Origin of the sequence: Nonomuraea sp. NPDC049709 (genome assembly GCF_040674815.1) — a bacterium.
Classification (GTDB): Bacteria; Actinomycetota; Actinomycetes; order Streptosporangiales; family Streptosporangiaceae; genus Nonomuraea.
Genome location: NZ_JBFANM010000005.1, coordinates 24,057 through 37,304 on the forward strand (window position 1 = coordinate 24,057; position 13,248 = coordinate 37,304).

A 13,248-nucleotide genomic window follows, 5' to 3' on the forward strand; every position below is an offset into this window, starting at 1 on the left:
CGCCGCACAGGGCAAGGCCGCCGCACAGGGCAAGGCCGCCGCACAGGGCAAGGCCGCCGCACAGGGCAAGGCCGCCGCACAGGGCAAGGCCGCCGGTCAGGGCAGGGTTGTGGTCGGGCCGGCCTTGAGCGCGCTCCACTTGAGCCACTGCTTCCAGGTCTCCTGCCAGTGCCCCCACCCGTTCGTGGGCTCCAGCTTCCGGGGCGACCCCGTGATGATGATCGGATCCCCGATCAACGTGTGCTTGATGAACCACGCCGCGTTGGCCGGGCTGATGTTCACGCACCCATGGCTGACGTTCGAGTTCCCCTGCGACCCCACCGACCACGGCGCGCTGTGCACGTACTCCCCGCTGTTGGAGATCCGCACGGTGTTGTACACGGTCAGCTGGTAGTAACCGGGCGAGCCCGGCCCGATGCCCGGCGAGGTCATCACCGTGACGGGCTCGCGCGACATGGCCAGATGGATGCCGGAGGTCGTGTAGTACTTCCACTGCCCGCCCTGCCCCGCGCTCATCGGCATGGTGCGGATCTTCTTCCCGTCCCGCCGGACCACCAGCACGTGCTCGTTGGTGCTGCCCTTGGTGATCTGCGAGCGGCCGATCTTGAAGTCGAGCCGTACGTCCCGCTTGCCGTACATGCCCGGCCCTCCGCGCACCCCCGCCAGCTTGGCCTCCACGCGCACCTTCGTGTGCGCCGGCCAGTACCTCTGCGGCCGGAAGTCCACGTGCTGGCTGTCGAACCAGTGCCAGGCCCCCTCCACCGGCTTGGAGCTGTGGATGCTGAGGTTGCGCTCGACGGCCACCCGGTCGGTCACCGGCTTGTCGAAGGCGATCATGACGGGCATGCCGACCCCGACGGTGAGGCCGGTGTCGTCCTTGTTCGGGGTGATGGTCTTGATGTCGAACGTCTGCTTGCCCTTGACCGTCCTGAACGTGCTGCGCGTCTCATTCTGCTTGCCCGCGGCGTCCACGGACACGGCGGTCACGGTGTAGTCGGTGCTCGGCCGGGCGGTGCCGACGCTGCGCCAGCGGGTGCCGTCGGAGCTCAGGACGCCTTTGAGCGGCCCCGACTTGCCGCCGTCCACCTGTACGCTCCTCAGCTTGCCCCCATGGGCCGAAACCACCACGGGCTGGTCCGTGGGCACATTCGCGGCCTTGTCCGCCGGAGAGACCCCCACAGGGGCGCTGCGTGCCCCGCCCGCCATCGCGACCCCCTTGGGCTCCTCGGCCGGGCCGGCCGCCGAGCACGCCGTCAGCAGCGCCAAGGCCAGCAGGCCGGCCGATCCATACGCTCCGCGCCCCACGAGTACTCCCTCGCCCAAGATCCAACCACTTCTGCCTCCTTTATTACCCTGAGTGATCGAATCACCACATCCGCGCACTGGTAAAGAACACCAAAAAGCGGGCGTCTCCCCTGAGGGAGAGCGCCCGCTCCAGGTGTGGGGCTCAGTGCGAGAAGTGACCCCGGTAGTACTGGAACACGAACCCGATCATGGCCATGATGATCAGGAACACGCCGATCAGGAACATCCAGAAGCCGATCACGAACCCGGCGAAGGCGAAGGCCGCCGCCAGGCACAGGAACAGCGGCCACCAGCTGCTCGGGCTGAAGAACCCGATCTCGCCCGCGCCGTCGCTGATCTCGGCCTGCTTGTTGTCCTCCGGCTGCGCGCCGATGCGCCGCGCCGTGAACATCAGGTAGTAGCCCACCATGAACGCGAACCCGACCGAGATGGCCATGGCCGTGGTGCCGACCGGCTCACCCTGGCCCGTCGCCGCCTTGGTCCAGAACCAGTAGGCGATGTCGACGCCGGCGAAGAACACGCCGCACAGCAGGAACAGCCAACCCTGGACCTTCATCAGGCCTCAACCTCCTGGGCGGACTTGGCGGAGACATGCGGATAGTGCAGGTCGAACGCGGGACGCTCCGACCGGATCCGCGGCAGCGAGGTGAAGTTGTGCCGCGGCGGCGGGCAGGAGGTCGCCCATTCGAGCGAGCCGCCGTAGCCCCACGGGTCGTCCACGGTGACCTTGGGCGCGCTGCGCCAGGTCTTCCAGACGTTGTAGAAGAACGGCAGCGTCGAGGCGCCCAGGATGAACGCGCCCACCGACGAGAGCAGGTTGAGGTCGGTGAAGCCGTCGGCCGCGCTGTAGTCGGCGTAACGGCGCGGGAAGCCCGCCATGCCGAGCCAGTGCTGCACGAGGAACGTGGTGTGGAAGCCGATGAACAGCAGCCAGAAGTGCAGCTTGCCCAGCTTGTCGTCGAGCATCTTGCCGGTGAACTTGGGCCACCAGAAGTAGAAGCCCGCGAACATGGCGAACACGACGGTGCCGAAGACCACGTAGTGGAAGTGGGCCACGACGAAGTAGGTGTCGCTGATGTGGAAGTCGAGCGGCGGCGAGGCCAGGATGACCCCCGTCAGACCGCCCAGCAGGAAGGTGATCAGGAAGCCGACCGAGAACAACATCGGCGACTCGAAGCTCAGGTGCCCGCGCCACATCGTGCCGATCCAGTTGAAGAACTTCACGCCGGTCGGCACCGCGATGAGGAACGTCATGAACGAGAAGAACGGCAGCAGCACCTGCCCGGTCGGGAACATGTGGTGCGCCCAGACCGTGATGGACAGACCGGCGATCGAGATCGTGGCGCCGATGAGGCTGATGTAACCGAAGATCGGCTTGCGGCTGAACACCGGGATGATCTCGGTGATGATCCCGAAGAACGGCAGCGCGATGATGTAGACCTCTGGATGGCCGAAGAACCAGAACAGGTGCTGCCAGAGCAGCGCGCCGCCGTTCTCGGAGGCGAAGATCTGGGTGCCCAGCTTGCGGTCGGCCTCCAGGGCCAGCAGCGCGGCGGCCAGCACGGGGAAGGCCATCAGCACGAGCATGCTGGTCAGCAGGATGTTCCAGGTGAACATCGGCATGCGGAACATGGTCATGCCAGGAGCGCGCATGCAGATGATCGTGGTGATGAAGTTGACCGCGCCGAGGATCGTACCGAGGCCCGACAGCGCCAAGCCCATGATCCACAGGTCGCCGCCGATGCCCGGCGAGTTGATCGCGTTGGACAGCGGCGTGTACGCGAACCAGCCGAACGAGGCCGCGCCGCCCGGGGTGAAGAAGCCCGACACGGCGATGATGCTGCCGAACAGGTAGAGCCAGTAGCTGACCATGTTCAGGCGGGGGAAGGCCACGTCGGGGGCGCCGATCTGCAGCGGCATCAGCTCGTTGGCGAAGCCGGCGAACAGCGGCGTCGCGAACATCAGCAGCATGATCGTGCCGTGCATGGTGAACAGCTGGTTGAACTGCTCGTTGCTGGTGAACTGCAGCCCCGGCTGCGCCAGCTCGGCCCGCATGATCAGCGCCATGATGCCGCCGATCAGGAAGAAGGCGAACGACGTGATCAGGTACATGTGCCCGATGATCTTGTGATCAGTCGAGGACAACCACTTGGCGATGATCTGGCCCTTGGTGACGGGCCGGACCGTCGTGGTCCTGAGTGGCTCTTGGATGGCGGTCACTGGGCACTCCCCGCCTGGTGCGTCGCGATGTACTGGTCGAACTCTTGCTGTGAAACGAGTTTCACGGAGAACAGCATCCGGCTGTGGTCGACACCGCACAGCTCGGCGCAGCGGCCGGCGTAGGTGCCCGGCTTGTTCAGCGTGGTGATCTGGAACTTGCGGCCCGGGTTGCCCTCGGGGATGCCGGGGATGACGTCGCGCTTGAACAGGAACTCCGGCACCCAGAACGAGTGGATGACGTCGTCGGTCGACAGATCGAACTCGACCTTCTCGTTCACCGGCAGGACCAGCTGGGGCCCCTGCTTGTAGTCGCTCACCGGAGTGCCGGCGACGGGCTGCAACGTCTTCCCGTCGGTGGTCGTGGTGAAGCGCCAGCTCCACTGGAACGCCTCGACCTTGACCTTGACGGTCGCGTCGCCCTCCACCTTGGAGAGCACCTCGCTGTCACGGGCGGTGAAGTAGAAGAACACCGACACCATGACGAGCGGGATCAAGGTGTAGAGCATCTCGATCGGCAGGTTGTAGCGCACCTGCGGCGGGAGCTCGGCCTTGGCCCTGCGCTTGCGGTGGAACACGGCCGCCCAGAGGATCAGGGCGATGACGACAGCGCCCGTGGCGAGTGCGGCGATCCAGGCCCCGTTCCACAGACTCTGGACCACTCCACCCTGCTCGGTGATGTGGTCAGGAAGAAGGCCGCGAGACCAGTCGGCCTCGGGGACGTCATTAGCACACGCCGTAGCAGTGGCCAGCAGCAACGCCAAAGCGGCGGCGCGCGGCACCCTGCGCCGGGCCAACGAACGCCGCGTCGTACGGCGAGTCGGACTCACGGATCGCCTACCCCACAGATGAAGCCCAAGAGTCTCTCCCTTGGGCGCTCGTATTTCTGTTTTCTGTATCAAGCACAGACTGACAAGCAGACACATTAGCGTGCAGGGGCCTCGCCCTACCGCGCGACCCCTCGATGGCGCCGGAAGTGGGACGATGGGTCTCGTGGCGTATTTCGACGCGGCTTCGAGCGAGCCGCTCCACCCCCAGGCACGCGAGGCGCTGCTGGCGGCGGTCGACGCCGGCTGGGCCGATCCCGCGAGACTCTACGGCCAGGCCCGCCGCGCGCACCTGCTGCTGGAACAGGCCCGCACGGAGGTGGCCGAGGCGCTCGGCGCGCGCCCCGACGAGGTGTCGTTCACCTCTTCGGGCACGCAGGCCGTGCATCTCGGCGTGCTCGGCACCCTACACGGCAGACGCAGGGCGGGACGCCACCTGGTGACCAGCGCGGTCGAGCACTCCTGCGTGCTGCACGCGGGCGCGGTGCACGAGCGCGAGGGCGGCTCGGTCGAGACGGTGGGCGTGGGCCTGACCGGGCGCGTGGATCCCGATCGGTTCGCCGAGGCGGTCGCGCGGCCCGGCACGGCGCTGGCGTGCCTGCAGACGGCCAACCACGAGGTCGGCACGCTGCAGCCGGTCGCGGAGGCGGCCGCGGCCTGCCGGGCGGCCGGGGTGCCGCTGCTGGTGGACGCGGCGCAGACGGCCGGCCGGATGCCGGTGCCGCCCGGCTGGTCGGTGCTGACCGCCAGCGCCCACAAATGGGGCGGACCGGCCGGTGTGGGGGTGCTGGTGGTGCGCAAGGGCACCCGGTTCCGCTCCTACCTGCCGGAGGACGAGCGGGAGCGGGGGCGGGTGCCGGGCTTCGAGAACGTGCCGGGCGTCGTCGCGGCGGCCGCGGCCCTGCGCGCGATGGCCGCGGAGGCGGAGCGGGAGCAGGCGAGGCTTTCCGGGCTCGTCGCCAGGATCAGGGAGACGGTCCCGAAGCTCGTCCCCGACGTGGAGGTCATCGGCGACCCCGTTGACCGGGCGCCGCACATCGTGACGTTTTCGTGCCTGTACGTTGACGGCGAGGCGCTGCTGACCGAGCTCGACAAGGCGGGATTCGCCGTATCGTCCGGAAGTTCGTGCACCGCTAGTACGCTTCGTCCATCGCACGTTCTGGAAGCGATGGGCGTGCTGACGCATGGGAATGTCAGGGTGTCGCTGCCCATGGGCGCCGCCGCGGACGAGGTCGACAGGTTCCTCGCCGTGCTGCCCGATCTGGTCCGCCGCATCCGCCAGGACGCAGGAGTCGCATGACCGAGGTTACTCAGCCGGCTTTGACGATCGACGCGCTCGGGAAGAAGTGCCCGATCCCGATCATCATGCTCGCCGAGCAGATCAACTACGTCCCCCTGAACGCCGTCGTGGCCGTGCTGGCCGACGATCCGGCGGCCTATACGGACGTGCCGGCGTGGTGCAGGCTGAAGTCTCATCGCCACGTCGGGTCGTACGAGCTGCCCGAGGGCGGCTGGGCGATCCACGTCAGGCGCAACTACTGATTTTCCGGCCCGTCCAAAATTCCGATTCAGCTCCGCACACCGGGTAGGGGCTTTCCGTACGAGTCATCGACCTCAGGGGAAAGCCATGATCAGCGGACATCCGCACGAAACCGCCCGCGATGTCATGAGCTCGGGGGCGGAGTGCATCAGCGCGCACGAGACCCTCGACCGGGCGGCGCAGATGATGCGCAGGAGCAACGTGGGAGCGCTGCCCGTGTGCGGGCCCGACGACCGCGTGACCGGCATCATCACCGACCGCGACATCGTGATCAAGTGTGTCGCGGCCGGCCACGACCCGGCGCAGGTGACGGCCGGGGACCTGGCGATCGGGCTGGTATGGGTGCCGTCGGACGCCACTGTGGAGGACGCCCTGGCGCGCATGGAGGAGCACCAGATCAAGCGGCTTCCGGTGATGGACGAGGGCCGCATCGTCGGCATGATCAGCGAGGCCGACCTGGCCAGGCACCTGCCCGACGACCAGCTCGCCGAGTTCGTCCACCGCGTCTACGCCATGCGCTGAGCTCCGGACGCCGGCACGCCGCGTCCCCGGGCCGCCCAGCAGGACGGTCCGGGGACGCGGCGCGTTCAGGGCTCAGGGGTGGTAGCAGCGGACGTGCTCGGCGATCTCGGCGGCCGCCTCGGCGCCGTACGCGGCACCGAACCGCTCGAGGAAGGACGTCTGGCCGAGCTCGTACTCCTGGCCGCCCACGCGCTCGAGCACGTGCGTGGCGGTGAGGTTGCCGATCTGCCCGCACCGCTCCAGCGGCAGGCCCCAGGCCACACCGGCCAGGAAGCCGGCGCGGAAGGCGTCGCCGACGCCGGTGGGGTCGGCCTTGCCCCGCTCGGGCGCGGGGGCGACCTGGATGGACGGCTCGCCCTGGCGGTCGATGACGGCGCCCTTGGGGCCGAGCGTGGTGATCCGGACGCCGACCCGGCCGAGGATCTCCTCGTGGGACCAGCCGGTCTTCTGCTCGATCAGGCCCTTCTCGTAGTCGTTCGAGAACAGGTAGGCGGCGCCGTCGACGAGCTGGCGGATCTGCTCGTCCTCCATGCGGGCGAGCTGCTGGGAGATGTCCGCGGCGAAGGGGATGCCGCGCTGGCGGCACTCGTCGGAGTGGCGCAGCATCGCGTCGGGGTCGTTGGGGCTGATCAGCACCAGGTCGAGCCCGCCCACACGGTCGGCGACGGGCTGCAGCTCGATGAGCCGCGCCTCGGCCATGGCGCCGGTGTAGAACGAGGCGATCTGGTTGTGGTGCTCGTCAGTGGTGCACAGGAAGCGGGCAGTGTGCTGGGTCTCCGAGATGTGCACGGAGCCGCAGTCCACGCCGTGGCGCTCCAGCCACGAGCGATAGTCGGCGAAGTCGTTGCCGACCGCGCCCACGAGTATCGGCTTGAGGCCGAGGCAGCCCATCCCGAAGGCGATGTTCGCGGCGCAGCCGCCGCGACGGATCTGGAGGTCATCGACCAGGAACGACAGTGACACCCGGTCGAGCTGCTCGGCGATGAGCTGATCGCCGAAGCTTCCCGGGAAGGTCATCAGGTGGTCTGTCGCGATGGAGCCGGTAACGGCGATGCGCACGGGGTTCTTCTTCCTCGTTGTCAGCAGGCCAATGGGCCCCACGAGGATACGCGAAGGTCCCGCACGCACAAAGGCGAGCGGGACCTGGCGACCACCGGCGACCCGGACTAGTTGAACGAGTCACCACAGGCGCACGAGCCCGTGGCGTTGGGGTTGTCGATGGTGAAGCCCTGCTTCTCGATCGTGTCGACGAAGTCGATCGAGGCACCCATGAGGTAAGGGGCGCTCATCCGGTCGGTGACCACACTCACGCCGCCGAAGTCCGACACGACGTCGCCGTCCATCGACCGGTCATCGAAGAAGAGCTGATAGCGCAGGCCGGAGCAACCTCCCGGCTGCACGGCGACCCGCAGCTGCAGACCCTCCTCGCCCTGCTGCTCCAGCAGGCTCTTGACCTTCGCGGCGGCCGCGTCAGTCAGGATCAGGCCCTGCGTCGTGGTCTCGCTGCTCTCAACCGTCATCTGCTGACTCCCTAACCCGGCTGTCTGTTTCCGACGTCCTACTAATGACGCTACCAACACCAGCGCGATGCCACACATTCCCGGGGTCGCCTCCCCTGGAACAACCCCCGGAATAATCACGTACGCCCATGTGTCATGATGAGTATCGTCACAACGACGATAAGGGGGTATGGCCATGGCCACCCAGACTGGGCTGCCGCTCTTCGTCCTCGGCCGGAACGCCGATCCGCACAGCGAGAAGGGGGTCGAGTGCCCCGGCGAGCTGCCGCCGGCCTCCGACCCCGGCCTGGTGGAACGTGCCCGCAAGGCCAAGGAGGCGCTCGGCGACCGCCTGTTCGTGCTCGGTCATCACTACCAGCGCGACGAGGTCATCCAGTTCGCCGACGTGACGGGCGACTCGTTCAAGCTCGCCCAGCAGGCGGCCGCGCGGCCGGAGGCGGAGTTCATCGTCTTCTGCGGCGTGCACTTCATGGCCGAGTCCGCGGACATCCTGACCGGCGACGCTCAGAAGGTCGTCCTTCCCGACCTGGCGGCCGGGTGTTCGATGGCGGACATGGCCACGTTCGACCAGGTCGAGGAGTGCTGGGAGGCCCTGGAGGACGCGGGGCTGGCCGATCAGGTGATCCCGGTCACGTACATGAACTCCAGCGCCGACATCAAGGCGTTCTGCGGCCGGAACGGCGGCGCCGTCTGCACCTCCTCCAACGCCCGCCGCGCCCTGGACTGGGCGTTCGAGCAGGGCCAGAAGGTGCTCTTCCTGCCCGACCAGCACCTGGGCCGCAACACGGCGGTGCTGGAGATGGGCATGTCGCTGGAGGACTGCGTGGTGTGGAACCCGCACCGCCCCAACGGCGGCCTGACCCAGGAGGAGCTGGAGCGCGCCAGGATGATCCTGTGGCGCGGCCACTGCTCGGTGCACGGCCGCTTCACCGCCGAGTCCGTGGACGACGTACGCGAGCGCATCCCGGGCGTGAACGTCCTCGTGCACCCGGAGTGCCGCCACGAGGTCGTGCTCAAGGCCGACCACGTGGGCTCCACGGAGCACATCATCAAGACCCTGCAAGCGGCCCCCGCGGGTTCGAGCTGGGCGATCGGCACGGAGCTGAACCTGGTCAAGCGCCTGGCGCAGACCTTCCCGGACAAGAACATCTCGTTCCTCGACCGTACGGTCTGCTACTGCTCGACGATGAACCGGATCGACCTGCCGCACCTGGTGTGGGCGCTGGAGTCGCTGGTGCTGGGCGAGGTCGTCAACCAGATCACGGTGGACGAGGACACCACCCACTGGGCCAAGGTCGCCCTGGACCGCATGCTGGCCCTGCCTTAAGCCCTGGCCTGAACCCTGGCCGGAGCCCTGCCCTGAGCCCTCCCGAGCCCTGCCCTGAGCCCTGGCCGGTCAGCCCCGCGGCTGTGTCGCGGGGCTGACCTGCGCCAGGAACGCGCTGACGGCCTCACGGAAGCCGTCCGGGTCCTCGGTCCAGGGCAGGTGCCCGGCGCCCGCCAGGACCACCCTGGTCACGCGCGGCAGGGCCCGCTCCAGCGAGTCGACCGCCCAGCGGGGCCGGATGTCGCGGTCGCCGTCCACGATCAGCACGGGCACCTCCAGCGTCGCGCACCGCGCCCGCAGCTCGGGGGTGCCCCATTCGCGGGCGTTCTCGGCGTTGATCGCGGCGTTGCACGCGAAGTTGACGCCCAGCCAGGGGGTGGCCATGCGCTCGGCCTGTTCCAGCGCCCGGTCGCCGATGAAGTCCGCCGACCACTGCAGCACGGAGAACTCCCGGTCCTCGGCGGGGGTGCGCTCGCGATTCTTGAGCTCCGCCCACCGCTCCAGGTGATCGCCCAGCCTGGCGCGCAGGTCTCGAGAGTAGTCGTCGTGCCAGGGGGCGTCCGGGTCGATGCCGGTGCCGGCGACGTACACCAGGCCGCGTACGCGCCGGGGGTGGTCGAGCGCGTAGCGCAGGGCGAGCTGGGCGCCCCAGGAGTGGCCGAGCAGCACCATGCCGTCCAGTCCGAAATGACGCCGCACCGCGTCGAGGTCGGCGACCGACCGGCCCACGGAGTACGGCCCGCACCGCTGCGACCGCCCGCACCCCCGCTGGTCCCACCGATGCACGGCGGCGCCTCCGGCCAGCAGCGCGGCCACGTCATCCAGCGTGTCCCACAGCCCCGGCCCTCCGTGACAGAACACCACGGGAACACCCTGGCCGGCCCGGCACGCCCACAACCGCACGCCGTCCTCGGTCACCACCGTCTCATCCACGCAGACCAGTCTGGCCGCCGCTGATCACCAAAGCCAAGCCCTCCCGCCGCGGTCGCGCCCCGCGCCACGTGCCTCCTGTCATCTGCCCCATCCGGCCCCGGGCGCACCCGGCACGCCCGCGACCGCTTCTCCGCGCCCGAGCGCGCGCCCCGCAGCCCGCAGCCCCGCAGCCCCGCAGCCCCGCAGTCCGCGAACCAGCGGCCGCCTCTCACTTCGGCGGGGATCCTTTGGGGAGGAAAGGGACGCCGCGAGGGTCGCGTGGCGCGCTCGGGCGCACGACAGGGAGGGCGTGCCTGCGGACGGCAGCGAGGGGACGTGCGGGCGGGACGGCGGGGAGCGAACGTGCGGGCGGGACGTGCGGGCGGGACGGCGGGGAGCGAACGTGCGGGGGCCGGGCTAGGCGAAGTCGTAGCCCAGCCGCACCCGGACCGTGAGCGCCTGCCGACCGGGCTGGACCGAGCCCCCGGACTCGGCGGCCATCAGGTTCGCGCGCATCGGCACCGGCGGCCCGAACCCGTGCTCCTCGTTCACCGACACCACCCGTCCCAGCGGCCGCCCGGCCAGCTCGGCGTACTGGGCCGCCTTGGCCGCGGCGTCCCTGAACGCCCTGACCCTGGCCTCGGCCAGGGCCGCCGCCTGGTCCGACAGCTCGAAGGCCACGCCGTTGAGCCTGGCCTCCTCCCCCACCCCGGCCACGGCGTCGATGACGCGGTCGGCCTGGCTCACGTCGCGGACCACGACCTCGACCCCCTGCGCCGCGCGGTAGGCGGCCACCTTGGGATAGGCCTCGTACTCGGGCCCCAGGGACAGCTCCACCGTGGTCACGTCCCGCGGCTCGATCCCCGCCTGGCCGAGCACCTGGGAGAGCCGGGCCGCGGCGGCCCGTACGGCGGCGAACGACTCCGCGGCGGAGGCCCGGCGGACCTCGACGCCCGCGTGCAGCCGCAGGATGTCGGGCTCGGCCAGGACGGCGCCCTCGCCGATCACGGTGATGTCCATGGCGCGTCCCCTCCGGTGGGTTCCCCTTGATCCTAGAACGTGCCGCCCGCGCCGCAAGGACCTACGGGGAGGCCCTGCCGAAGCGGAAGCCCATCCGGTCGAACTCGGCCTTCCCGGGCGCGGTCGCCAGCACCCTGCGGACCCGCCCGGCCAGGTCGACCACGACGGCCTCGTACCCGGTGCCCTTGGCCCGCCAGACCGCGAGGTGGTCGTCGTCCCACCACCCGATGAGCCGGTTGCTGGCGACGGGGATCGTGACGGCGCCGGCGTCGTCGCCGGAGGTGGATCGGGCGCACAGCGAGGTGCCCTCCGGCGTGCAGTGGGCCAGGAACCGGCCGCCCGACGGCGAGACGTCGTCCCCCTCGACCCACACCGGCGACCCCGCGTCGGGCAGGGTGCGCAGGAGCTTGCCGTTGAGGTCGTAGAACGTCATCGTGCCGCCGGCCCAGGTGCCCACCGCCCGGCCGCCGGCGTCCCAGAAGAAGCGCCACTGCCCGGCGCCCCGCTCCTTGATCTCGAACACGCGGCCCTTGTCGTAGGTCACGTCGATGATGCCGTAGCCGTAGTCCTCGGTGTTGCCCTCGGTGCCCTTGAAGAGGGTGACCAGGCCGTACTTGCCGTCCGGGGACCAGCGGGGCGTGGTGGGGAAGATCGGCTTGGGACTGAGCTCGACGACCCGCTTCCTGCCGGTGACGTGGTCGACGACGGACACGGTGGCGAAGGAGCCGGCGCTGTAGTCCACGTCGGTGCCGAGGGCCAGGTTGGTGCCGGGGTCGAGGGCGTACTCGAAGAAGCGGGTGTCGGGAGCGAACTCGCCGGTGGCGTGCTTCCTGACGTAGAGGCGCCTGCCGCCGTCGAGGGTGTAGGAGGCGAGCCTGATGGGGTCGGTGTCGCTCTCCTGGATCCGTACCGACGTGCCGGGCAGGGTGACCGAGCGCGTCGCCCCGGGCGTGGCGGACGCGGAGGCGGTGACCGAGGCGGCGGCGGACGGCGTGGGGGAGGCGGTGGGGCGGGTGCTCAGGCGGACGGCCACGAAGGCGCTGGCGGCCGCGAGGGTGAGCGCCCCCGCGACGGCGGCGGCGACGATCCAGCCGGTGTTCCCGCGCCGGGCGGGCCGGGTGGGCGGGCCGGGGCGGAAGAGGGGCGGGTGGACCGGGGGCGGCGGGTACGCGTGCCGCACCTCCCGGGAGGCGGCCGCCGCGCTGCCTTCCTGGAGCAGGCCGGACGGCCGGTCGGCGGGGGCGTGGCCGAGCAGGCGCAGGAGGGCCTCGCTCGCGGCCGGCCGCCGGGCGGGGTCCTTGGCCAGGCAGTCCGCGACCAGCGCGCGCAGGGCCGGGTCGGCCACGGAGCCGGTGTCGGCCTCGCTGTGCAGGATCCGGTTGATCACCGCCGGCATGCTGTCCTGCCCGTACGGCGGCTGCCCCGAGGCGGCGAACAGCAGCGTGCCCGCCCACGCGAACATGTCCGACTTCGGCCCGGGGCCGGCTCCCGAGAGCTGTTCCGGAGCCATGTACGAGGGCGTGCCGATCACGGCGCCGGTGAGTGTCGAGCTGAGGTCGAGCGCCCTGGCGATGCCGAAGTCGATCACCCGGGGGCCGTCTGAGGCCAGCAGCACGTTCGACGGCTTGAAGTCGCGGTGCACGATGCCGGCCTGGTGGATGGCGACGAGCGCGGTGACGGTGCCGATGGCCAGCCGGTGCAGGGCGGCGCCCGAGCGGGGGCCCTGCTCGCGTACGACGTCGGCGAGGGTGGGGCCGTCGATGTACTCGCTCACGATGTACGGGCGCCCGCCGTACAGACCGGTCTCGATGACCTGGGCGGTGCAGAACGGCGCCACCCGCCGGGCCATCGCCACCTCGCGCACGAACCGCTCCGACGCCTCGGCGTCACCGGCCAGGTCGGCGCGCAGGAGCTTGAGCGCCACTTTCGTCCCGTCCGGGGCGGTGGCGAGGTAGACGATGCCCTGTCCGCCCTCGCCGAGCCGTCCGGCCGGCCGGTACGTGCCCACCGTCGCGGGATCCCCTGGCCTGAGGGCCGCGAGGTCCGGCATTGGAAACC

13 protein-coding genes are annotated in these 13,248 nt (G+C 70.0%); 4 read left to right on the plus strand and 9 right to left on the minus strand.

Going from position 1 to position 13,248, the window contains the following annotated elements; translation table 11 throughout:
• Positions 1-96: 96 nt before the first annotated feature.
• The 4 genes from AB0J69_RS06290 to AB0J69_RS06305 all read right to left on the minus strand — a co-directional run bounded on the left by AB0J69_RS06290 (position 97) and on the right by AB0J69_RS06305 (position 4,184).
• Positions 97-1,305 carry an Ig-like domain-containing protein gene (locus AB0J69_RS06290; protein WP_364113467.1) on the minus strand — a complete coding sequence of 403 codons (1,209 nt, stop codon included), beginning with the start codon at positions 1,303-1,305 and terminating at the stop codon, positions 97-99.
• A 142-nt stretch (positions 1,306-1,447) separates the two neighbouring features.
• Entirely contained in the window at positions 1,448-1,861 is a 414-nt protein-coding gene (locus AB0J69_RS06295; protein WP_364113469.1) for a cytochrome c oxidase subunit 4, read from the minus strand.
• Positions 1,861-3,525 (minus strand): cytochrome c oxidase subunit I, encoded by a 1,665-nt coding sequence (gene ctaD / locus AB0J69_RS06300; RefSeq protein ID WP_364113471.1) that lies wholly within the window; start codon positions 3,523-3,525, stop codon positions 1,861-1,863. The genes AB0J69_RS06295 and ctaD overlap by 1 nt, the downstream gene beginning before the upstream one ends.
• Positions 3,522-4,184: a cytochrome c oxidase subunit II gene (locus tag AB0J69_RS06305; protein WP_364113473.1), complete on the minus strand. Its 663-nt coding sequence runs from the start codon at positions 4,182-4,184 to the stop codon at positions 3,522-3,524. Before AB0J69_RS06305 ends, ctaD begins: the two co-directional genes overlap by 4 nt.
• Positions 4,185-4,506: 322 nt before the next feature.
• On the opposite strand from AB0J69_RS06305, the gene AB0J69_RS06310 reads away from it, so the two are divergent.
• The 3 genes from AB0J69_RS06310 to AB0J69_RS06320 all read left to right on the plus strand — a co-directional run bounded on the left by AB0J69_RS06310 (position 4,507) and on the right by AB0J69_RS06320 (position 6,411).
• Positions 4,507-5,649 (plus strand): aminotransferase class V-fold PLP-dependent enzyme, encoded by a 1,143-nt coding sequence (locus AB0J69_RS06310; RefSeq protein ID WP_364113475.1) that lies wholly within the window; start codon positions 4,507-4,509, stop codon positions 5,647-5,649.
• Positions 5,646-5,891: a sulfurtransferase TusA family protein gene (locus tag AB0J69_RS06315; protein WP_043638353.1), complete on the plus strand. Its 246-nt coding sequence runs from the start codon at positions 5,646-5,648 to the stop codon at positions 5,889-5,891. The genes AB0J69_RS06310 and AB0J69_RS06315 overlap by 4 nt, the downstream gene beginning before the upstream one ends.
• Positions 5,892-5,976: 85 nt before the next feature.
• A complete protein-coding gene (locus AB0J69_RS06320) occupies positions 5,977-6,411 on the plus strand; it encodes a CBS domain-containing protein (protein ID WP_364113477.1) in 435 nt (144 codons plus the stop codon).
• Between the two features lie 72 nt (positions 6,412-6,483).
• Here the strand turns inward: AB0J69_RS06320 and AB0J69_RS06325 are convergent, their stop codons facing one another.
• Together AB0J69_RS06325 and erpA are read right to left on the minus strand one after the other, a co-directional pair.
• On the minus strand, positions 6,484-7,470 hold the full coding sequence (locus AB0J69_RS06325; RefSeq protein WP_364113479.1) for a carbohydrate kinase family protein: 987 nt from the start codon (positions 7,468-7,470) through the stop codon (positions 6,484-6,486).
• A gap of 107 nt (positions 7,471-7,577) precedes the next feature.
• Positions 7,578-7,931 carry an iron-sulfur cluster insertion protein ErpA gene (gene erpA / locus AB0J69_RS06330; protein WP_090930529.1) on the minus strand — a complete coding sequence of 118 codons (354 nt, stop codon included), beginning with the start codon at positions 7,929-7,931 and terminating at the stop codon, positions 7,578-7,580.
• Between the two features lie 169 nt (positions 7,932-8,100).
• On the opposite strand from erpA, the gene nadA reads away from it, so the two are divergent.
• The gene (gene nadA / locus AB0J69_RS06335) at positions 8,101-9,258 is read left to right on the plus strand and encodes a quinolinate synthase NadA (RefSeq protein WP_364113481.1); all 1,158 of its coding nucleotides are present in this window, start codon (positions 8,101-8,103) and stop codon (positions 9,256-9,258) included.
• A gap of 69 nt (positions 9,259-9,327) precedes the next feature.
• Here nadA and AB0J69_RS06340 read toward each other — a convergent pair whose 3' ends face one another.
• From AB0J69_RS06340 to AB0J69_RS06350, 3 genes are all read right to left on the minus strand, one after another.
• The gene (locus tag AB0J69_RS06340; RefSeq protein WP_364113483.1) at positions 9,328-10,191 is read right to left on the minus strand and encodes an alpha/beta hydrolase; all 864 of its coding nucleotides are present in this window, start codon (positions 10,189-10,191) and stop codon (positions 9,328-9,330) included.
• Between the two features lie 396 nt (positions 10,192-10,587).
• Positions 10,588-11,190 (minus strand): SIMPL domain-containing protein, encoded by a 603-nt coding sequence (locus AB0J69_RS06345; RefSeq protein ID WP_364113485.1) that lies wholly within the window; start codon positions 11,188-11,190, stop codon positions 10,588-10,590.
• Positions 11,191-11,251: 61 nt separating this feature from the next.
• Positions 11,252-13,240, minus strand: coding sequence for a serine/threonine-protein kinase (locus tag AB0J69_RS06350; RefSeq protein WP_364113487.1), 1,989 nt, complete (start codon positions 13,238-13,240; stop codon positions 11,252-11,254).
• Between the last annotated feature and the right edge of the window lie 8 nt (positions 13,241-13,248).

Coding starts and splice junctions, on each gene's coding strand:
- AB0J69_RS06315 (WP_043638353.1), top strand. CDS start 5,646: ATGACCGAGGTTACTCAGCCGGCTTTGACGATCGACGCGCTCGGGAAG.
- AB0J69_RS06295 (WP_364113469.1), bottom strand. CDS start 1,861: ATGAAGGTCCAGGGTTGGCTGTTCCTGCTGTGCGGCGTGTTCTTCGCC.
- erpA (WP_090930529.1), bottom strand. CDS start 7,931: ATGACGGTTGAGAGCAGCGAGACCACGACGCAGGGCCTGATCCTGACT.
- AB0J69_RS06350 (WP_364113487.1), bottom strand. CDS start 13,240: ATGCCGGACCTCGCGGCCCTCAGGCCAGGGGATCCCGCGACGGTGGGC.
- nadA (WP_364113481.1), top strand. CDS start 8,101: ATGGCCATGGCCACCCAGACTGGGCTGCCGCTCTTCGTCCTCGGCCGG.
- AB0J69_RS06345 (WP_364113485.1), bottom strand. CDS start 11,190: ATGGACATCACCGTGATCGGCGAGGGCGCCGTCCTGGCCGAGCCCGAC.
- AB0J69_RS06310 (WP_364113475.1), top strand. CDS start 4,507: ATGGGTCTCGTGGCGTATTTCGACGCGGCTTCGAGCGAGCCGCTCCAC.
- AB0J69_RS06320 (WP_364113477.1), top strand. CDS start 5,977: ATGATCAGCGGACATCCGCACGAAACCGCCCGCGATGTCATGAGCTCG.